This is a genomic window from Burkholderia diffusa, assembly GCF_001718315.1.
Classification (GTDB): domain Bacteria; phylum Pseudomonadota; class Gammaproteobacteria; order Burkholderiales; family Burkholderiaceae; genus Burkholderia; species Burkholderia diffusa_B.
In genome coordinates this window covers 1,925,604-1,943,470 of the sequence record NZ_CP013363.1, presented here as the reverse complement: position 1 = coordinate 1,943,470, position 17,867 = coordinate 1,925,604, and the positions used below count along the sequence as shown (strand labels likewise).

General features: G+C 66.8%; 21 protein-coding genes. 5 read left to right on the top strand and 16 right to left on the bottom strand.

All coding sequences use genetic code 11. From position 1 onward, the window contains the following. Positions 1–23: 23 nt before the first annotated feature. The 7 genes from WI26_RS32790 to WI26_RS23955 form a co-directional block, all read right to left on the bottom strand. Complete coding sequence (locus WI26_RS32790; RefSeq protein WP_167359260.1) at positions 24–200, bottom strand: hypothetical protein; 177 nt, start codon at positions 198–200, stop codon at positions 24–26. A gap of 32 nt (positions 201–232) precedes the next feature. Further along, positions 233–679: a copper chaperone PCu(A)C gene (locus WI26_RS23980; RefSeq protein ID WP_069227405.1), complete on the bottom strand. Its 447-nt coding sequence runs from the start codon at positions 677–679 to the stop codon at positions 233–235. Between the two features lie 61 nt (positions 680–740). Then, positions 741–1,106 carry a copper homeostasis periplasmic binding protein CopC gene (gene copC / locus WI26_RS23975; protein ID WP_069227404.1) on the bottom strand — a complete coding sequence of 122 codons (366 nt, stop codon included), beginning with the start codon at positions 1,104–1,106 and terminating at the stop codon, positions 741–743. A gap of 223 nt (positions 1,107–1,329) precedes the next feature. Next, on the bottom strand, positions 1,330–1,707 hold the full coding sequence (locus tag WI26_RS23970) for a DUF2946 domain-containing protein (protein ID WP_069227403.1): 378 nt from the start codon (positions 1,705–1,707) through the stop codon (positions 1,330–1,332). 104 nt (positions 1,708–1,811) lie between these two features. After that, positions 1,812–2,306: an SRPBCC family protein gene (locus WI26_RS23965; RefSeq protein WP_069227402.1), complete on the bottom strand. Its 495-nt coding sequence runs from the start codon at positions 2,304–2,306 to the stop codon at positions 1,812–1,814. 56 nt (positions 2,307–2,362) lie between these two features. Beyond that, positions 2,363–2,665, bottom strand: a complete 303-nt coding sequence (locus WI26_RS23960) for a 2Fe-2S iron-sulfur cluster-binding protein (protein WP_059466787.1) — start codon at positions 2,663–2,665, stop codon at positions 2,363–2,365. Positions 2,666–2,764: 99 nt separating this feature from the next. Further along, a complete protein-coding gene (locus WI26_RS23955; protein ID WP_059538966.1) occupies positions 2,765–4,654 on the bottom strand; it encodes a sigma-54-dependent Fis family transcriptional regulator in 1,890 nt (629 codons plus the stop codon). Positions 4,655–5,045: 391 nt separating this feature from the next. Between WI26_RS23955 and WI26_RS33115 the strand changes: the two genes are divergently transcribed. Continuing rightward, the gene (locus WI26_RS33115; RefSeq protein ID WP_330996096.1) at positions 5,046–5,321 is read left to right on the top strand and encodes a DUF2964 family protein; all 276 of its coding nucleotides are present in this window, start codon (positions 5,046–5,048) and stop codon (positions 5,319–5,321) included. Between the two features lie 242 nt (positions 5,322–5,563). Further along, positions 5,564–5,851 carry a DUF1488 domain-containing protein gene (locus tag WI26_RS23945; protein WP_059466785.1) on the top strand — a complete coding sequence of 96 codons (288 nt, stop codon included), beginning with the start codon at positions 5,564–5,566 and terminating at the stop codon, positions 5,849–5,851. A gap of 151 nt (positions 5,852–6,002) precedes the next feature. Here WI26_RS23945 and WI26_RS23940 read toward each other — a convergent pair whose 3' ends face one another. Genes WI26_RS23940 through WI26_RS23930 form a run of 3 tightly spaced genes read right to left on the bottom strand, consistent with a single transcriptional unit; the run spans position 6,003 to position 7,740 of the window. Further along, positions 6,003–6,866 (bottom strand): MBL fold metallo-hydrolase, encoded by an 864-nt coding sequence (locus WI26_RS23940; RefSeq protein ID WP_069227401.1) that lies wholly within the window; start codon positions 6,864–6,866, stop codon positions 6,003–6,005. Positions 6,867–6,869: 3 nt separating this feature from the next. Continuing rightward, entirely contained in the window at positions 6,870–7,196 is a 327-nt protein-coding gene (locus tag WI26_RS23935; RefSeq protein ID WP_059915176.1) for a hypothetical protein, read from the bottom strand. A 13-nt stretch (positions 7,197–7,209) separates the two neighbouring features. Beyond that, complete coding sequence (locus WI26_RS23930) at positions 7,210–7,740, bottom strand: sugar ABC transporter (protein WP_069227400.1); 531 nt, start codon at positions 7,738–7,740, stop codon at positions 7,210–7,212. Positions 7,741–7,941: 201 nt separating this feature from the next. Between WI26_RS23930 and WI26_RS23925 the strand changes: the two genes are divergently transcribed. After that, complete coding sequence (locus WI26_RS23925) at positions 7,942–8,793, top strand: LysR substrate-binding domain-containing protein (protein ID WP_059512025.1); 852 nt, start codon at positions 7,942–7,944, stop codon at positions 8,791–8,793. 109 nt (positions 8,794–8,902) lie between these two features. Here WI26_RS23925 and WI26_RS23920 read toward each other — a convergent pair whose 3' ends face one another. Continuing rightward, complete coding sequence (locus WI26_RS23920) at positions 8,903–10,204, bottom strand: NCS2 family permease (RefSeq protein ID WP_069227399.1); 1,302 nt, start codon at positions 10,202–10,204, stop codon at positions 8,903–8,905. 765 nt (positions 10,205–10,969) lie between these two features. Between WI26_RS23920 and WI26_RS23915 the strand changes: the two genes are divergently transcribed. Continuing rightward, entirely contained in the window at positions 10,970–11,248 is a 279-nt protein-coding gene (locus WI26_RS23915; protein WP_006480752.1) for a hypothetical protein, read from the top strand. Positions 11,249–11,419: 171 nt separating this feature from the next. Here WI26_RS23915 and WI26_RS23910 read toward each other — a convergent pair whose 3' ends face one another. The 5 genes from WI26_RS23910 to WI26_RS23890 all read right to left on the bottom strand — a co-directional run bounded on the left by WI26_RS23910 (position 11,420) and on the right by WI26_RS23890 (position 16,085). Then, positions 11,420–11,794, bottom strand: coding sequence for a DUF2917 domain-containing protein (locus tag WI26_RS23910; protein WP_069227853.1), 375 nt, complete (start codon positions 11,792–11,794; stop codon positions 11,420–11,422). 251 nt (positions 11,795–12,045) lie between these two features. Then, positions 12,046–12,333 carry a hypothetical protein gene (locus WI26_RS23905; protein WP_044846876.1) on the bottom strand — a complete coding sequence of 96 codons (288 nt, stop codon included), beginning with the start codon at positions 12,331–12,333 and terminating at the stop codon, positions 12,046–12,048. Positions 12,334–12,422: 89 nt separating this feature from the next. Next, the gene (locus WI26_RS23900; RefSeq protein ID WP_059466779.1) at positions 12,423–13,328 is read right to left on the bottom strand and encodes a metal-dependent hydrolase; all 906 of its coding nucleotides are present in this window, start codon (positions 13,326–13,328) and stop codon (positions 12,423–12,425) included. 23 nt (positions 13,329–13,351) lie between these two features. Next, on the bottom strand, positions 13,352–15,139 hold the full coding sequence (locus WI26_RS23895; RefSeq protein WP_069227398.1) for an SDR family oxidoreductase: 1,788 nt from the start codon (positions 15,137–15,139) through the stop codon (positions 13,352–13,354). A gap of 49 nt (positions 15,140–15,188) precedes the next feature. Then, positions 15,189–16,085 (bottom strand): M24 family metallopeptidase, encoded by an 897-nt coding sequence (locus WI26_RS23890; RefSeq protein ID WP_069227397.1) that lies wholly within the window; start codon positions 16,083–16,085, stop codon positions 15,189–15,191. Between the two features lie 497 nt (positions 16,086–16,582). Between WI26_RS23890 and WI26_RS23885 the strand changes: the two genes are divergently transcribed. Then, complete coding sequence (locus WI26_RS23885; RefSeq protein ID WP_059512027.1) at positions 16,583–17,860, top strand: haloacid dehalogenase-like hydrolase; 1,278 nt, start codon at positions 16,583–16,585, stop codon at positions 17,858–17,860. The last annotated feature ends 7 nt before the right edge of the window (positions 17,861–17,867 follow it).

The window sequence follows — 17,867 nt, the reverse complement described above, 5'->3', positions numbered from 1 at the left end:
GCCGCCGGAACCGACGCGGTGCGTCAGCGTGCGTCGCGCACGCAGTATGCGGCGATCGACGACGGCGAATCGATCGCGGAAGGCCGCGTCATCCACGCGATCCACGCGGCCCACAACCCGCAGGCGATCAACACGGCGACGTTCAGCGGCGTCCGGTAGCGGACGATGAGGTTGGCCAGCGGCACGCGTTCCTTGCTCATGTGCATCTCCTTCGGCGGTTGCGTATGCGGCCTTACTGGCCGGTGTAGGAGGGCGCCTTCGCGTCGCAGGTCACGGACACCGTCGAGCCGTCGGCGAAATGCAGCCGCAGAGGCACCTTCGCGCCGGGCGCGACGGGCTGACGCGGTTCCTCCAGCATCACGTGATAGCCCTTCGGCCTGAACGTCACCGTGCCGTGCGCGGGCACGTCGACCGCCGCGACGTGAACCATCTTCGCGGTGCTGCCGGCCGTCTGCGTCTCGTGCATCATCGCCATCCCGAACGCGGGCGTATCGATGCCCGTGAGCGTGACGGGCTTGTCGCCGTCATTCTTCAGCGTGAAATAACCGGACGACGGCACCGTCGCGGGCATCGTGCGGATCCAGCATGCATCGGCCTGGACGGCCGACGCGGCGAACGTGGCGTGCGCCTGCAGCGTCAGCAGTGCAAACAGCAGGCCGGTCGGAATCGAGCGTTTCATCGAGTGGGTTCCTTAAAGGGGAGGGAAGAGCGCCGCGCGGGCATCGTGTGCGTTACGTGCATCACTTCAGCGTGAACGTGTAGCGGCCCTGCGTGCGATGCCCGTCGCTCGCCACCGCAACCCATGCGACCGTGTACGTATCGGGCGTCAGGTTCGCCAGCGCCACATGCATCCGCTTCCGGTTGCCGGCGTCGATGGCGGATTTCCCGTCGGCGACCGACTGTCCATGGCTGTCGGTGACGGCGATCGAACTGAATGCGGGTTCGAGCGTTTCGCTGAAGTCGATCGTGACCGCGTGCGGCGCGCTCGACAGCGTGGCGTCGGCGGCCGGTTCCATGTTTTTCGGGTGTGCGTGCGCGTGAGCGGCCTGTGCGACGACGAAGCCGAGTGCGACGAGTGCGCCGCGCAGGAAAGCAGTAGTTTTCATGACGAGATGATCCGGTTGAAAATGACAAGGAGAACGATGCATTCGACGCACGGCCGTGCGGTCGTGCCGTAACCGCTGGAGGCGGGCGAACGCGCGTACGGCGCGACGCGGCGCGCAATACGGTCGAACATGAGATCGTCCTTCGAAACGTGACACGGCATGCACGCGCAGCGCGCGTGCGGACGGCGCGATGCGCGACGGCATCAGGCGCGGTGACGACGAATCAGGACACGAACGGCGGGGCGCGCGGTTGCGCGGCCGTGTGCGGCAGCGTGCGGCGCAGGCTTTCGAAGCGCGTTGCTTCGCGATGCTGGAGCGGGTGGAGGTTGGCCGCGAACGTCAGTTCGGGCGTCGGCAGGGCCGGCGTATGGGCGAGCAGGCTGCAATAGCCGCAAGCCTGCAGATGGGCCTGCAGGCTTTTCGATGACGCATCGCCGGCATGGTTGCCGCCCGACGGCCCGGCCGTGCAGTAACCGGCAAGGAGCGAGTCGACGCGGTCTTGCGTCGTCAGTGCCTGCGAGATCGTCGGCGCGAGCGTCGTCATCAGGATGGCGAGCATCCCGATCAGACTGACGATCTTCCGGAAACGACGGCTCAGCATGCGATGCGAGGGGCGGCGTATGAACGACGATGGAGCGGATTATGCCACGCACCCGCCGCGAGGGCATGCGGGCACGCGGATACCGGGAATGATGCGTGGCGCGCTTACGCGTGCTTCGCGAGATATTTCGTGATCAGCGTGATCTGCGCGGCCCAGCCGTGATCGTTCATCTCGCGCGCCTTCGTGCGACGCGCTTCGATCAATTGGTCGAAACCCGTTTCGCTGATCGTCAGCAGCGTGCCACCGTTCCCCTCGGCGAGGTCGAACGTGACGAGTGTCATCGGCTCGGACGCGTAATCGAAGTTCGGATCGATCGCGAACGGGTGCCAGCGAAACGAGAACCGTTGCTTCGGCTCGATGCGATCGACGACGATTTCGAACACGGTGCCGGCATACGGCTCCTGTGCCTTGGCGACGTCGTCGTCGACGCGCGTCGGCGTGATGCGGCCGAACAGCGGCCGGCCGGCGACGAACGGCCCGTCGAACGTCACGCCGAACCAGGTGCCGAATTCCCCGGCATTGCTGACGGCTTCCCAGACGCGCGCCAGCGGCGCGGCGAGCAACGCTTGTTTCTCGATGCGATCGGTGGACTGAGTCATCACGTTCTCCAGTCGGGCATTCTCGATGCGGGACGGCGCACGGCCGCGCGCCGCGTTCAGTCGATCATCACCGCGTCGGGCACGTCGAGCACGACATCCGAGGTCGCGATGGCCACGCACGGCAACGTATAGCCGTCGGCCTTTTCCTCGCGGCTCAGGCCGGGCCATTCGATCGTATAGCGTACGCTGCCGCTGACGATCCTGCACAGGCAGCTTCGGCACGTGCCGTTGCGGCACGAGCGCGGCAGCCTGACATGCGCGAACGCGGCGGCCTCGAGCAGCGTCAGCGAATCGGGGGCGTCGAACGTCGCGCCGAGCGGCTCGATGCGTACGAGTGGCGGGTGATCGGGATCGGTCATGGGGCGAAGCGGATGCCGGCGCGGCGGCAAGACAGGGCAAGCGCCAAGCATACCCGAAGGCGGTGCGGCCGACGCCCGTCGGGCAGCCGGCCCGTGACGTCAGTGTCGGCGCAGGTAGCGGTACACGGTATTGCGCGCGAGCCCGAGCTCCCGCGCGGCCGCCGATACGTTGCCGCCGTGCCGCGCGAGCACCGCGTCGATCACCGCCGCCTGGTGGCTCTGCAGGGTCGTCGCTTCGCGCGTGTCGACCGGCGCGGCCTGCGCCGCCGGCGCGTCGTCGCAATCGAGCCAGAAATCGTCGGGCAGGTGCGCGAGCGTGATTTCGGCTTCGTCTTCGGCGAGCATGCCGGCCGTGCGCAGCACGTTGGTCATTTGCCGCAGGTTGCCGGGCCAGCGGTGCCGCATGAACGCGTCGAGGACGTCGGTCGCGAGGCGGCCCGGCATCGGCTCGCTGCGTCCGAGCCGCGCGAGGATCCGCTCAACCAGCGCAGGCAGGTCGGTGCGCGCGGCGAGCGGCGGCAGCGTGACCGCGAGCCCGTTGATCCGGTAGAACAGGTCTTCGCGGAACGTGCCTTCGGCGATCATCGCGCGCAGGTCGCGGTGGGTCGCGCAGACCACGCGCACGTCGACCGGCACCGCGCGTGCGCCGCCGAGCGGCATCACGGCGCGCTCCTGCAACACGCGCATCAGTCTGACTTGCTGCGCGAGCGGCATGTCGCCGATTTCGTCGAGAAACAGCGTACCGCCGTCGGCCTGCGCGATCTTGCCGGGGCTGCCGCGCTTGCGGGCGCCGGTGAAGGCGCCGTCCTCGTAGCCGAACAGTTCGGCCTCGATCAGCGAATCCGGCAGCGCGGCGCAGTTGACCGCGACGAACGGGCCGTCCGCGCGCGGCGATGCCTGGTGCAGCGCACGCGCGAGCCATTCCTTGCCGGTGCCGGTCTGGCCGAGGATCAGCAACGGCAGATCGCGTCCACGAATCTTCGCGACGCGTTCGAGCACCGCGGCCATCCGCGCATCGCCGGTGTCGAGCGTCGCGAACGTGATCGCGTCGGGGTCGGGCGCCCGCGTGCGCACGGCGGGCGCGGGTGGCGTGACGGCGACGGCCGTCTTGTGCGCTTCCGCGAATTCGCAGCGTGCGAGCACGCGCACGCCGGTCGACAGCGTGAGGCGAAACGGTGCGCCTGGAGCGCGGGCTGCCTGCTGCGCGAGCTGGCCGAAGTGCATGCCGAACAGCGCGTCGCAGCCTTGATGCTGCAATGCATCGAAGGTCGCGCCGAGCTGGAATTGCGCGCTGCGGTTCGCGGCGATCAGCCCGCCATCGGGGCCGAATGCGACGAGCCCGGCGAACAGCGAGTCGACGCAATCCTCGTGGGCGTGGAAGCGCAGCCGCAGTGCTTCCGCGCACTGGTTCGCGAACAGGTGGTTCTCGATCAGTTGCGCGGACATCCGCACGAGCGCGAGCGTATGGGGGCTGAAGCCGCGCGGATCGCCGCTCACGTCGAGCGTGCCGAGCGTGCGGCCGAACGGGTCGATGATTGGCGCGCACGAGCAGGTGAGGATATGGTTCGCGCGCAGGAAGTGCTCGGACCCGTGCACGGCGACCGCCTGGCCCGATGCGAGTGCGGTGCCGATCGCGTTGGTGCCGCGTGCGCCTTCGGCCCACGACACGCCGGTGCACAGTGCGACGCGGTTCGCCTTCTCGATGAAGTCCGCGTCGCCGATGCTGTGCAGGATCACGCCGTCGGCGTCGGTGAGCAGCACGAGGCTTTGCGTGTCGGCGATTTGCGCGTGGAGGTTTTCCATCACGGGGCGGGCGTGCGCGAACAAAGCGTGGTTCGTATCGAGCAGTTCGCGCAGTGCGAGCCGCGACAGCGGCGAGAAATCGGGGCGCTCGTTTGCGCGCAAGCCGACCGCGGTCGAACGGGCATGCGCCTGCGCGAGCAGGTCGTTGCGGCCCGCGGTGGCGGGTAGCACGAAAGATTGAGGCATGTCTTGTCTCCTGTCGGCCCCAGTTAGCGCTTTAGCGCTTACTGGGGCCCCATGCTTCGCGGTCGGCCCCAGTTAGCGCTTTAGCGCTTACTGGGGCCCCATGCTTCGCGGTCGGCCCCAGTTAGCGCTTTAGCGCTTACGGGAGCCCATGCTTCGCGGTCGGCCCCAGTTAGCGCTTCAGCGCTTACGGGAGCCCATGCTTCGCGGTCGGCCGTAGTTCGCGCTTCAGCGCTTACCGGAGCCCATGCTTCGCGGTTCGCCGGGAGCTCACCCTTTGCACCGCACCATCCGTCATCCGGGCCGCCGCTATCGATATCGCCTCATCATACAAGCGCCGCGCGCGTTCTGCGACTGCGTACAAAAAACCCTTGCTTTTAAGCGCCCGCCTGCAATGATGAAAGTGGAGCACGCACGCGCCGTGTTCCGCATCGCAACATGCATGCGACGTGACATGCATCCGTTCGGGAGACCCATCATGGTTCGGACGGAACTGAGAGTCGTGTTGGCGGCCATCGCCACTTTCATCATGCTGGGCGGTATCGCCGTCGCGATCCATGGTCTGCTGTTCGACCTGAGCGATGCGGTGCGATACGGGGCCGCCGCGATCGCGGCAGGTGCCACGACCGCCGCGATCGCGCTGAACGTCTGGCCCACCGATCCTCACTGACGCGGCTCGGCAAACGGTGCCGGATGCCGCGCTGGTCTGATGAAAATGCGCGTCGGAACGACGCACATCGCAAATTTTGCCTCCTGCGCGAAACCGTCTAAAGTGGAATGCAACCGGCACGCATTGTCCGCGCCATACCCCCGTGGATAGTGCCTCTGCCGGCGAGCCCGCGTTCATTTTCGTCCGGCCGGTAGCGGACGACGGACGCGGTCATTTGCGTTCTACCGGGCGAGGCGGCTCCCATGCAGATCCATTTCACGAATGAGAAGCCCGAATATTCGGGGCGCGACCTGATGCTTGGTTTCACGGCGCTGGTCAATGGCGAGCGCGTCCAATGTCAGATCACCGCTGAGGCGCTGGAGGATCATTTCGGTGCGGCATCGCCGCGCTTCGAGGACATGGTCGGTGCGTACGATCTGCACCGCGAGCGTATCGAGGCAGCCGCACGGAGGTTGCTGTCCGAGACGCGCGCGCAATGCGTGACGCTGCGCAGCGGCTACGTGCGCTTCTACGAAGCGAACTGGCGCTGAGCCGGACGACCGGACAGCGACGGAGCGGGCGCCGGATACCGGCGCCCGTGTCATATCGGCGCGCTCTTCCTGTCGCGCGCTCGCGCGGCGGCGGTGTTCGGCACGATTCGAGCGTGGTGCCGAACGCTGGTGTGCCCGAGATTCGTTTCGCTCAATCCGCCCCGATCAGCACATACGCGCCGCTGGCTGCAGCGTTCGTGCGCGCGATGCGTGCGAAGCCCGTATCGGCGAGGTGCATGCCCGCAATCAGCAAGTTATCCGAAGCAACGTCAGCGAGCGTGGCCGCGCGCGTCGATGCTGCCTGCGACGGATCGTGATCGAACGCGATCGACACATCGGGGCGAGCAACCTGAATCGGCGCGAAATGCACGAGATCGCCCCAGATCAGCAGGCGCTCGCCGCGCGATTCGACGCGATAGCCGGTGTGGCCCGGCGTATGCCCCGGAAGTGGGACCGAGACGATACCGGGCAGCACGTCGCCTGCCTCGATGGTGCGCAGATGCGCGTGATACACGTCGAACGTGCGCCGCGCGATCCGGAAATTGACGCGAGCGCGCTCGCTTGCCCGCTCGTACATGTCGTCGTCCAGCCAGAACGCACGTTCCCGTTCGTGAATGAGCACCTCCGCTTGCGCAAAGACCGGATGCCCGTCGGAGTCGAGCAGGCCGCCGATGTGGTCCGGATGCGCGTGCGTCAGCAGGACCGTGTCGATGTCGCGTGCGTCGATGCCGGCTTGCGACAGCGATGGACGCAGCAGGCCGCCCCAGCTCCGGATGCCGCCGGCGCCAGTGTCGACGAGCACGGTGCGCCCGTTCCCGCATATGACATAGCAGTTGATGTTGACGTCGGATGGCGCATTTACGCCGGCCCGATGCATGATGCCGGTCGCCTCGGCGACGTCGATGTTCGACAGCAGGTCGAGGCCGGCCGTCAGCGTGCCGTCGCTGATCGCGGTCACCGTGAAATCGCCGATCTGGCGACGCGGGAATGAAGGGCGGGAAACGGGGGCGCTCATGGGTCAATGTCGGGCGTGCAGGTGACGGGTGTCGTAGCCGAAGCAGCGGATGCGCGCGACGAATCCGGTGTGGCGAAGAATCTCGCGATCCAGCTCGGACATGAACCGGTCCATCAGTTCAGTGGTGCGAAATGACGACGTGCGCATGCGGATCTCGGCGCTGACCGGATGCCCGCAGCCGTGCCGGACCGGGACGTATGCGACGTGAACCGTGCCGGGCGCGGCGCTCAACACGTCGGTGCAGAGCCTCTCGCAGGCCGACGACAGCGCGTCGAGCGCCGTGCTGGCCGGCATGCTCGCCTCGGGGATCAAAATCGTGACGCTGGGCATGGTCGGGCTCCGGTCAGCGTACGGTTGCCGGCATCGGCGTGCTGACGAGACGGTCGCCCAGCGGCGCATAGAGCCGGATCGCGGCACCGGATCCGAGCCGAGCCTGATCGTGCGTGAGGACGGCCAGCCAGCGCGCGGCCGGCCGTCGATCCAGCGCGACCGCATGCATGGCCGTGGCTGCGATACCTGCTCGCGCGAACGGTGCGGGGTCGTCGCAAACGGCCAGCCATTGATGACCGGAGACGTCCGGCGCGGGTGCCGCGCAGTCATACACGTTGCGCCGCCACTCGACGATGTGCGGCTGCCAGCGCGCGAAATTGCCGCCGCCCTTGTCGCGATACTCGGCCGACGTCAGCACGTCCGGGCCGTCGATCGTATGCAGCGCGAGGTAGACGGGGCCGTCGCCGCCGAGCGCGCGAAAGCGTTGCGATGTGCGAAAGCCGGATACGGAGATCAGCGCCGGCAACTTGACCCGGCTGTAGAAGTCGTTCCACTCGGCTTCGACGGCGGGCTCGGCGATGCTGCATTCAACGGCATAGATCATGACTTCTCCACGAGGGCGAGCCGCCTTCTGGATCGATCGGCTGGCTCGACGGGTTGAGTTTTTGTCATGATAATGAGCGTCATGACTGGCGAAAAACGATGATTCGTCACCGTTCAGTGACATTTAATCAAGCCATGACCTACGGTGATCGAACCGGGAGCAATCGTGACGCGACGCAGGATTCCGAGTAATTCGGCATTGATGGCATTCGAGGCCGCGGCGCGGCACGGCAGCTTCGCGCGCGCCGCCGACGAACTGGCGTTGACCGAAGGCGCGATCAGCCGGCAGATCGGCCGGCTGGAGACGTTCCTCGGTGTCGCGCTGTTCGAACGGGTCGGCAACCGCGTGCGGTTGGCGCCGAACGGCGCGCGCTACGCGGCGCAGGTTCGCGAAGTGCTGGACCGGCTCGAGCGCGACAGCCAGTACATGATGGGGCAGCCGGGCGACGGCGGCAGCGTCGATATCGCCGTGACGCCGACCTTCGCGACGCGCTGGCTGATTCCGCGGCTCAAGGGATTCCAGACGCAGCATCCGAACATCACCGTGCATTTCGCCGATCGCGCGGAGCCGTTCGTGCTGGCAGGCAGCGGTTTCGATGCGGCGATTCACTTCGAGCATCCGGCGTGGGCCGGGATGCATACGTACCGGTTGTGCGAGGAGGTGCTGGTGCCGGTCTGCCATCCGTCGCTGCTCTCGGGCGGGCCGCCGGACATATTGCTGGGCACGCTGCCGCGCCTGCACAAGCGCCAGACGCCTGACGCGTGGTCGGCGTACGTGCAGGAGACGGGGTTGCCGGTCAACAACCCGGCTGCCGGCGCACGCTACGATCTTTACTCGATGCTGATCGCGGCGGCGCAGGCCGGGCTCGGCGTCGCGCTGGTGCCGCGCCTCTATGTCGATGCCGAGATCGCGCAAGGATTGCTCGCGGCGCCCTGGCCCGACGGGCGGGGTGTGGTCAAACGCTTCTGCCTGGTGTTGCCCGAGGCGCTGGAACTGAGCGAGGGGCCGTTGCAGACCTTCGCGCGCTGGGTGCTCCGGCAGTCGGACGCTTGACCGGAGCCCGCTCGCACCACGAGCATCGCCCAGACCAGCACAAAGCAAAAACGCCACCCTCAGGGTGGCGTTTTCGTTTCATCTTGCCGCGCACCGGGGCGCGCGTGCGTCACTCGCTGCCGAGATAGAAGAAGCGGAACAGGAACACGGCCGCGATGATCCACACGACCGGCTTGACCGTGCGGGCCTGGCCCGTCAGCAGCTTCAGGCCGCCGTATGCGATGAAGCCGAACGCGACGCCGTTCGCGATCGAGTAGGTGAACGGCATCAGCAACGCGGTCAGCGCGGCCGGCACGGCTTCGGTCGCGTCGTCCCACGGCACGTCGACCATCTCGCGCAGCATCAGGCACGACACGTACAACAACGCGGGTGCGGTCGCATAAGCCGGCACGACGCCGGCGAGCGGCGCGATGAACAGGCATGCGAGGAACAGCACGGCGACGGTGATTGCCGTCACGCCCGTGCGGCCGCCGGCCTGCACGCCGGACGCGCTTTCGATATACGCAGTGGTCGACGACGTGCCGAGCACCGAGCCCGCGACGATCGCGGTGCTGTCGGCGAGCAGCGCCTTGTTCAGGCGGTTCATCTTGCCTTCGACGAGCAGGCCCGCGCGGTTTGCGACGCCCATCAGCGTGCCGGTCGCGTCGAACAGTTCGACGAGGAAGAACACCAGGATCACATTGATGATGCCGGTCGACAGCGCGGCGCCGATGTCGAGCTTGAACAGCGTCGCGTCGATCGACGGCGGCGCGGAGAACACGCCGTGGAACTGGTTGTCGCCGAAGAAGAACGACAGGATCGTGACGCCGATGATGCCGATCAGGATCGCGCCGCGCACGCGCAGGTGGTCGAGCGTGACGATCGTGAAGAAGCCGATGATCGCGAGGATCGTGTCGTGCTTGTGCAGGTCGCCGAGCGTGACGAGCGTGGCCGGGTTGCCGACGATCACGCCCGAAGTCTTCAACGAGATGATGCCGAGGAACAGGCCGATGCCGGCGGTGATCGAGATGCGCAGCGATTTCGGAATGCCGTTGACGATTGCCTCGCGCACGCGGAACAGCGTGACGAGCAGGAACAGGCAGCCGGAGATGAACACCGCGCCGAGCGCGGCCTGCCACGTGAAGCCCATTCCCTTGACGACCGTGTACGCGAAATACGCGTTCAGGCCCATGCCGGGCGCGCAGGCGATCGGGTAGTTCGCGTACAGGCCCATGATGATCGACGCCAGCGCCGCGACGAGGCATGTCGCGACGAACACGGATTCCTTCGGCATGCCGGCATCGCCGAGGATCGCGGGGTTGACGAAGATGATGTAGGCCATCGTCAGGAACGTGGTGACGCCCGCGAGTATTTCGGTGCGGAAGTCGGTGCCGGCTTCGTCGAAGCCGAAATACCGCTTGATGGATTCCATGAAGGCGTTTCTCCGGTCGGGTTGTCGTGTTGCTTGTTGTTTATGCCGAATTGTTGTAAGGCAGCGCGAGGCCGGCCTACTGTAACCAGCCACTATTGCGACGCTATCGGCGGATTGTAATAGCGCGGATAGCTCGGACGATATAGTTGCGGGGCACGATCGGCTGCGTTCGCGCGAATGGTCGGACAGGCCGGCCGCGCGACGAAGGCGCGCATTTTACCGGTTCGCTCGACGCGGGCAGGCAGATACGATGGAAACGATCCGATGGCGGGCGGGCCGTGACGGCCGATGCGGACGCAACGGCATGATCGACATGCGGCGTGCGGCCGCCACGCGAGCACATGCGGCTGCAATGGCGCGCCCGGCATGCGGGGCGAACTCGGGAAGGACGGACGCAATGCGTGCGAGCGCGCGCACGACCGGCACGGGTGCGCGGCGGTATGCAGCGGCCATTCGTCAGTCCAGGCGGTTGCAGATATCGGGCTATCCTGCGCCGAAGCCGTCGCGTCCGCAACTGTCATTTCGCGGTGCGAGGCCGACTGTGGTTTCTGTGTAAAAGATTGCAAGACGTCATCGCGTTAACCGGCAAGTCTTTCTAGGATAGATACACCGCGCACACACGCCGGCCAGTCGTTGCCGACGCGGGGGAGTCGCAGTCCGTGCAGGCCGGACGGTGAAGCGCGGTGACGGTCGCGGCGCATTCGGGCAGGCGCGACCGGTTTGCGATTGCCCGATGCGGGTTCGTCCGTCATCACGGAGGTCAGCATGTTGAACTGGATCAGCCGTTGGGCGATGCGGCACGCCCCCACGCCGGAAAAAACCGCTGCGTCGATGCTCGTGACGGCGCGCATGGAACTGTTCGCAGCCGAACAGCGCGTCATCGACGCGAAATTACAGGCGGATTACTGGCGTACGCGGGTGTCATTTCTCGAGGAGGTGCAAAAGCAAGGCATCGACCCGTGGGTGACCTCGCAGGCGGCGCAACGCCCCGACCTCGATTCCACGCCTCGCAGCACGGGCCCGCGTCTCGCCGCCAGCACCTGATGCACGTGATGCATGCAAGCGTTGCGCACGGCGCGCGATCGCTCGCGGCACGCATCACGTGCCGCGACATTCGATGCGCACCTGCGGCGCGTTGCGCCGCGGGTGCGTCCGTTTCCGGATGCGGTGATTCCGCGCGCTCCGGCATCCCGTCGCGCGCGTGAACGCGCATCGTCAATCCCGTCTTCGCCATCGTCCGACGAGCAAACGTTGCATGCGCGCGAGCGTGCGTCTCAGCCGTTCGCCGCGCCTTACGTATGCCGTCGTGATCGACGCTTCGGCCGGCCGGTCGTCATCGGTGCCGAGCCAGATGCGATCGCCGCGTGCGATGCGCAGCACGTCGCCGGGTTGTACCCAGTAGTCGTCGACGCTCGGCGGCCGCGTGATCCACAACGGCGCGCCGTGCGCGCGGATTTCCGCATCGCTCGGCGCGCGCCAGGTGAGTGTCGTGCGCGGCGCGACCGCGAAACGGATCACGACGGTCGGTAACGCGATCGCACCGACGCGGCGCGTATCGGGACGGTCGAACAACGGGCTTGCCTGGTCCATCGTCTTCTCCATTCGTTGAGCCGGACGGATGACGCGCACCAGAACAAAAAGGCCTCATCCGTTTCCGGTGAGGCCTTGTGTGACATGCGGTACTGCTCGGATGCTAACGCACAAGCGCCTCCCGTGATCCATTCTTTCGAATGTTCAGCGGGCAATGATTCGCGATGGCGATGAGCTTGAACGTAGGCATGCGAACGAGTTTGTCGATGTCGTGCGGCGTTGTCAACGACTATTTTCGAGATACGTGGCGATCACGCGTCGCGCTGGGCGAGGCCGTTGACGAGCAGTTCGGACAGCAGGCCGGTCATCCCGTTCGGATGCGTGGCGGCGCGTGCCTTCAACTGTTCGACGAGTTCGGCGTTGAGCTTGCACGCGAACGGCACGAGGCCCTGCTCCTGGTCGAGCTTGCGCTGCGCGCGGCGATCGAGCTTCGCCGCGTCCTCGGCACCCTTGCCGAAGCGGGCGGAGCTGGACTGCTTCATCGCGTGCGTCAGCTTGAGCGCCTTGTTCTTTTCTAGATCGGTTTTCTTCATGGCCATCGCGGCACCTCCGGGAAATGAAGCCGCGATTGTACGCATTTCGGCGGGCGCGCCCGCCGAAACCGTCGCGAACCCGCTTGCGGGCCCCGTTACGCGCCTTTCGTCGTGCCCCAGTTGCCGCCGTGCGCGGCTGCCTGCGCGGCCGGGGAGCGCGCCAGATACGCGAGCGCCTGCTCGGTCGAGCCTTCGTGGTGCGGCGTATAGCCCGGCCTGAAATAGCGCAGCGCCGCGCCGATCACTTTCCAGAACGACGGCAGGTGCCCGCGCCGCGAGCCCTTCCACCACGACAGCACGAAACCCGGATAGCGGCCGGCGGCGGGATCTCGCCGGTACATGAACTTCGCGCCGCTCGTGATGAAGTAGAGCAGCAGCACGATCACGAACGCCATGTGCAAGCAGCGCTCCGGGTAGTTGCCGCCCATGTGGTTGTAAATGTCGAACGCGACGGTCCGGTGCTCGACTTCCTCCGCGCCGTGCCAGCGCAGCAGGTCGACCATCGTCGGGTCGGCACGGCCTTCGTCGAGCCCGTGCGCATTGAGCACCCAGTTGCCGAGATAGCCGAAGAAATGCTCGAGCGATGCGATCACCGCGAGCTGCTGACGCAGCCAGAAACGCGTGTGGCCGATCTTCAGCCCGAACGGTGCTTCGCCCAGCACGCGCGTGAACAGCCAGTTCAGCTTCTGCGTGAACGGCTTCGTGTCGATCCCGTGCCGGTCGTAGTAATGCTTGAGCACGCCGCCGTGCGAGCGCGAATGCACGGCTTCCTGGCGCAGGAAGCCTTCGGCTTCGTCGCGCAGGCGCGCATCGGTGATGTGCGGCAGTGCCTTGTTGTACACGCGGCAGAACCAGAGTTCGCCTTCCGGGAACAGCAGGTTCAGCGTGTTGATGATGTGCGTGCTGCCCGGGTCGTTCGGCACCCACGTGATCGGCGTGTCGCTGAAGTCGAACTTCACGTGCCGGGCCTTGATCTTGTGATAGTCGGCGGTAGCGGTCATCTGTGTCTCCGTTCCAGTGCGCCTCAATGCGATGCCATGCTGACGCGGGCGAGCATCCGGCCGAGCCATGGCATGAAGCGGCCGACGAAGCGCAGCGCGTGCGCCTCGGTGCCCACGGCCACGACCGGCCGGTTGCGCAGCACGCCGTCGACCATCGCCTGAGCGACGGTTTCCGGCTTCAGGCCGCGCATCTGGTACAGCTTCGTCGCGCGTTTGCGCAGCCGTGCCTCGTCCTGTGCGTTGGCGCCCGCGTATTGCGTCGACGCCATGATTCCGGTTTCCGCGAAGCCGGGGCAGACGGCCGTCACGCCGATGCCCTTTTCCGCGAGCTCCGCGCGCATGCATTCGCTGAGCATCAGCACGGCGGCCTTCGTCGTCGCGTACGCGGGCAGGTCGCGCGACGGCCCGAACGCGGCGGCCGACGCCGTGTTGACGATGTGGCCGCCGGTGCCGCGTGCGGCCATCTGCTGCGCGAACAGCCGCGAACCATGGATCACGCCCCACAGATTCACGTGCAGGATGCGCTCCCAGTGCCGCTCGCTCGTGTCGAGAATGCCGCCGGCCATGCCGATGCCCGCGTTGTTGATCACGATGTCGGCGCCGCCGAGTTCGCTGCCGACCCATGCCGCGAGCGCTTCCATCTCGTCGGCGGAGCCGACGTCCACGCGTTTCGCATGCGCGTGCGCGCCGGTGAGCCCGAGCAGCAGCGCGGTGCGCTCGGCGCTCGCGAGATCGATGTCGCATGCGACGACGGTTGCGCCTTCGCGCGCAAATGCGAGGGCCGCGCAGCGGCCGATGCCGCTGCCCGCGCCGGTGACGACCGCGACCTTGCCGCTGAAGCGGCCGCTGGTCGCGCGGCGACGCGCGTTCGCGAGCGCGGGCGGCTCGTCGCCCGATTCGACCGCGTCGATCAGTTGCTCGGCGAGGCCCGCGAAGCGCGCGGGATCGGCGAGCGGCAGCCAGTGGCCGGCCGCGACTTCGCGGCGGTAATACTGCGGCACCCAGCGAGACAGGTTCTCGGACAGCGCCGGGCTCACGTACTTGTCGCCGAGCGGCACGATCGTCTGCACCGGCGCATGCGCATAGCGCTCGCGCGGCGCGAACAGGCAGCGGATGAAGTTCGCGCGATAGAGGCGCACGCCGCGCGCGCCGTCGTCGGCCTGCGTCGCGCGCGGCGTGGCGGCGGTCTTCTCGACCCGGCGCAGCAGGCCCGGCCATGCGCGGCCGAGCCACAGACGCCAGCCGAGCTCGGGGATGAACGGCAGATGGAACAGATACACGTACCACGAGCGCACGAGCTGGCCGCCGAGCCTGGCCAACGACGCGGGCGTCGGATGCAGCACGCGTTCGCGCAGCCAGAAGCCGACGTGGTCGAGGCACGGCCCCGAGCACGACGTATACGACGCGATGCGGCCGGCAAGCCGCGGATCCGTAACGAATTCCCAGCCCTGGATCGAGCCCCAGTCGTGCGCGATCAGGTGCACCGCGCGGCCCGGGCAGAGCGCGTCGATCACCGCGATGAAGTCGTCCGTCAGCTTCGCGAGGTGGTAGTCGGCCGTGCGCTTCGGCGCGCCGGACAGGCCCGCGCCGCGCACGTCGTAGGCGATCACGTAGTGCTTGCGCGCAAGCAGCGGCGCGACCTGCTGCCAGACGCTGCTGTCGTCGGGGTAGCCGTGCACGAGCACGACCGGCGAGCGGGCCGGGTCGCCCCAGGTCCTGACCGCGAGCGTCAGGTCGCCGGAGGCGATGGCCGTCTCGTTGTGAACCGATTCGAACAGGGCCAGCGGCGCTTCATCGGAAAGAGGCTGCATCGTGAGTCCGTCGTTCAGGGATTCGGGAGGAAGGTGCGGCACGCACGCGTCAGGCGGCGGCCTGCACGTTCGCGACGGCCTGCGCGCGTTCGGCCTGGCGGCGGTGCCAGCGGCGCACGTGCGGCAGGTCGTCGTCGAGCCAGTACGCGTCGTCGTCGGTGATCACCAGCAGTTCCTCGAATTTCGCGCCGACGCCGGCGAAGCCGAGATGCGGCTCCACGGCCCACAGGCCCGGCACCGGCGCGTGTTCGGAGCGGCGGTCGATCGACCACAGCGGCGACCAGCCTTGCTGCTTCGCCGCGCGGCCCTGGTCGAGCAGCAGGTTGCGCGTCGCGTTCAGCCCGAAGCGCGCGACGAAGCGCGGTGTCGACAGCTTGTGGATCTTCGCGACGCGATGCGCGAGCACCTTGAACGGATACGCCTTGTGGCGCGGCTCGACGCCCTGGCGGCGGCACAGCGCGTCGACCGCCTGCGCGACCTCGGCCATCGGGCGGCGCTCCTTCACGAGCCGCACGATCATGTCGCGATGGTCCATCAGGTCGTCCTGAAGCTGTTCGAGGATGGGGTTGTGGCCGAGGCAGTGCGCGTAGCCGACGTCCGCGACGATCCCGTCGAGCACGGGCGCGACGTCGAGGATCACGGGCATGTCGGTTTCGAGCTGGCGATTGCTCGGGAAGAACGCGAGGTTGAAGCCGCCCAGGTGCTTCAGGCCGGAGAAGCCTTCGAACGCGGTGCGATCGCCGAACCATGCGAACGGCTTGTGCAGCCAGTCGCGCACGCCGTTGTCCTGCAGCCATTCGGTCAGCAGGCGCGCGGCCTCCTTCTCGGTGATGCCGGGATAGAGCATCGCGCCGACGGTCTCGACGCAGCGATAGGCAAGCTGCTGGACCGCGCGGAATTGCGGTAGCTCGTCGAGGTGGACTTCCGGCAGCAGATGGTCGGGCATGATGCGTCTCCATGTATCGGCCTGCGTTCGCCCCTCGGTAACGCGGGGGCTCGTGCAAGGCTGGGCGCTGATCCGGAATGCATCCGCCGGTGATCCTGGAGCGAATTATTCAGTCAGCATTTAATGTGTCATTGGTCGATGTAAAGATCATAGCCGGTTCGACGTGACGCGGAGGTGAGGACTTCTCCTAATGAAGGCCGAAATGGAGGAGACGCTCTAGGTTTTCGGCGGTCGGGGCCGGATGGCGCGTTGCCGCGCAGGTGGGCCGCGCGGGGGAGCAGGCCTGAGAGCGGCTCCCGAGGCTGGGGTGTCGGCCCGGCATGTCGCGCCGGATCAACTCCGCGTCGTGTGGCGGCGCGACGCTGTCAAATTGCCGAAATAATTTCGTCACATCATTCGCCCCCAATTCGAAGCCCTTCCGGCTTCGCGGGGCGGTGTGCCGCGCGTCGTGCGGGGCAGCGATCCAAGCCGATTCGACCATTCCACGGAGACAGACCATGCAACGCCGCCAGTTCATGAACACCCTTGTCGCGGCGACCGCCGCGACGCCGCTGATGCTCAAGGCCGGCATGGCCGACGCGAAGAGCGCGACCGCACCGGACGCGCTGGACCCGGGCCGCTGGTCGCCGTTCAACGCCGCGCGCCTGCAGGCGGTGCTCGACCGGCATGGCGTCGCGAGCGCGCACTACGACGCAAAGCGCCGCCCGTACGCGGTGTTCGACTGGGACAACACGTGCATCATGAACGACTGCGAAGAGGCGTTGCTGATGTACCAGATCAACCATCTGCAGTACAAGCTGACGCCCGACGAGTTCGTCGGCGTGATGTGGAAGGACGTGCCGAAGGGCGCGTTCATGAAGGACTACACGACCGTCGACGGCAAGCCGGTGACGATGGAGGATCTCGCCGCCGACGTCGAGTCCGACTACCGCTGGCTCCATGCGAACTACAAGGGTCTCGGCGGCGACAAGAGCCTCGACGAGATTCGCGAGACCGATCAGTTCAAGGATTTCCGCGCGAAGCTGTACTTCATGTACGACGCGATCTGCGACACGCATCCGCTCGAAGTCGGCTACAAGTGGATCATCTACTTCTACAAGAACATGACGACCGCCGAGCTGCAGGCGATGGCGGAAGCGTCGAACAACTACGGTATCGGCGACGCGCTGCGCAAGGTCCGTTACGAAAGCCCGAAGTCGTTGCCGGGCAAGGCCGGCGTGGTGGCCGACACGCATTTCCACGGCATCCGCATTCACGAGGAAATCCGCGCGGTGATGCACACGCTGCGCGCGAACGGCATCGACGTGTACGTGAGCACCGCGTCGCTCGACGACGTGGTGCGCGTATTTGCCGGTAATCCTAACTATGGCTACGGCGTGCCGCCCGAGAACGTGATCGGCCTGCGGCTCGACATGCAGGACGGCAAGTACACGAGCACGTACCCGGCCGGCTGGCATTTCAACTGGGGGCCCGGCAAGACGGTGGGCATCCGCAACGTCCTCGCGTCGAAGAAGGGCTACGGCCCGCTGCTCGTATTCGGCGACAGCGACGGCGATGCGTGGATGCTGCGCGACTTCAAGGACACCGCGGCCGGCGTGATCGTCAACCGGATGAAGAAGGGCGAGATCGGCGCGGACAGCAAGCTCGCGGCCGAACAGATCGGCAACCCGGACGCGCGCTTCCTGCTGCAGGGCCGCGACGAGCACACGGGCCTGATGATTCCGGACGAGAAGTCGATCAAGTACGGCAAGAGCGAGCGCAAGCTGCTGGCTTGACGGGGGG

Coding starts and splice junctions, on each gene's coding strand:
- WI26_RS32790 (WP_167359260.1), bottom strand. CDS start 200: ATGAGCAAGGAACGCGTGCCGCTGGCCAACCTCATCGTCCGCTACCGG.
- WI26_RS23980 (WP_069227405.1), bottom strand. CDS start 679: ATGAAACGCTCGATTCCGACCGGCCTGCTGTTTGCACTGCTGACGCTG.
- copC (WP_069227404.1), bottom strand. CDS start 1,106: ATGAAAACTACTGCTTTCCTGCGCGGCGCACTCGTCGCACTCGGCTTC.
- WI26_RS23970 (WP_069227403.1), bottom strand. CDS start 1,707: ATGCTGAGCCGTCGTTTCCGGAAGATCGTCAGTCTGATCGGGATGCTC.
- WI26_RS23965 (WP_069227402.1), bottom strand. CDS start 2,306: ATGACTCAGTCCACCGATCGCATCGAGAAACAAGCGTTGCTCGCCGCG.
- WI26_RS23960 (WP_059466787.1), bottom strand. CDS start 2,665: ATGACCGATCCCGATCACCCGCCACTCGTACGCATCGAGCCGCTCGGC.
- WI26_RS23955 (WP_059538966.1), bottom strand. CDS start 4,654: ATGCCTCAATCTTTCGTGCTACCCGCCACCGCGGGCCGCAACGACCTG.
- WI26_RS33115 (WP_330996096.1), top strand. CDS start 5,046: ATGATGAAAGTGGAGCACGCACGCGCCGTGTTCCGCATCGCAACATGC.
- WI26_RS23945 (WP_059466785.1), top strand. CDS start 5,564: ATGCAGATCCATTTCACGAATGAGAAGCCCGAATATTCGGGGCGCGAC.
- WI26_RS23940 (WP_069227401.1), bottom strand. CDS start 6,866: ATGAGCGCCCCCGTTTCCCGCCCTTCATTCCCGCGTCGCCAGATCGGC.
- WI26_RS23935 (WP_059915176.1), bottom strand. CDS start 7,196: ATGCCCAGCGTCACGATTTTGATCCCCGAGGCGAGCATGCCGGCCAGC.
- WI26_RS23930 (WP_069227400.1), bottom strand. CDS start 7,740: ATGATCTATGCCGTTGAATGCAGCATCGCCGAGCCCGCCGTCGAAGCC.
- WI26_RS23925 (WP_059512025.1), top strand. CDS start 7,942: ATGGCATTCGAGGCCGCGGCGCGGCACGGCAGCTTCGCGCGCGCCGCC.
- WI26_RS23920 (WP_069227399.1), bottom strand. CDS start 10,204: ATGGAATCCATCAAGCGGTATTTCGGCTTCGACGAAGCCGGCACCGAC.
- WI26_RS23915 (WP_006480752.1), top strand. CDS start 10,970: ATGTTGAACTGGATCAGCCGTTGGGCGATGCGGCACGCCCCCACGCCG.
- WI26_RS23910 (WP_069227853.1), bottom strand. CDS start 11,794: ATGGACCAGGCAAGCCCGTTGTTCGACCGTCCCGATACGCGCCGCGTC.
- WI26_RS23905 (WP_044846876.1), bottom strand. CDS start 12,333: ATGGCCATGAAGAAAACCGATCTAGAAAAGAACAAGGCGCTCAAGCTG.
- WI26_RS23900 (WP_059466779.1), bottom strand. CDS start 13,328: ATGACCGCTACCGCCGACTATCACAAGATCAAGGCCCGGCACGTGAAG.
- WI26_RS23895 (WP_069227398.1), bottom strand. CDS start 15,139: ATGCAGCCTCTTTCCGATGAAGCGCCGCTGGCCCTGTTCGAATCGGTT.
- WI26_RS23890 (WP_069227397.1), bottom strand. CDS start 16,085: ATGCCCGACCATCTGCTGCCGGAAGTCCACCTCGACGAGCTACCGCAA.
- WI26_RS23885 (WP_059512027.1), top strand. CDS start 16,583: ATGCAACGCCGCCAGTTCATGAACACCCTTGTCGCGGCGACCGCCGCG.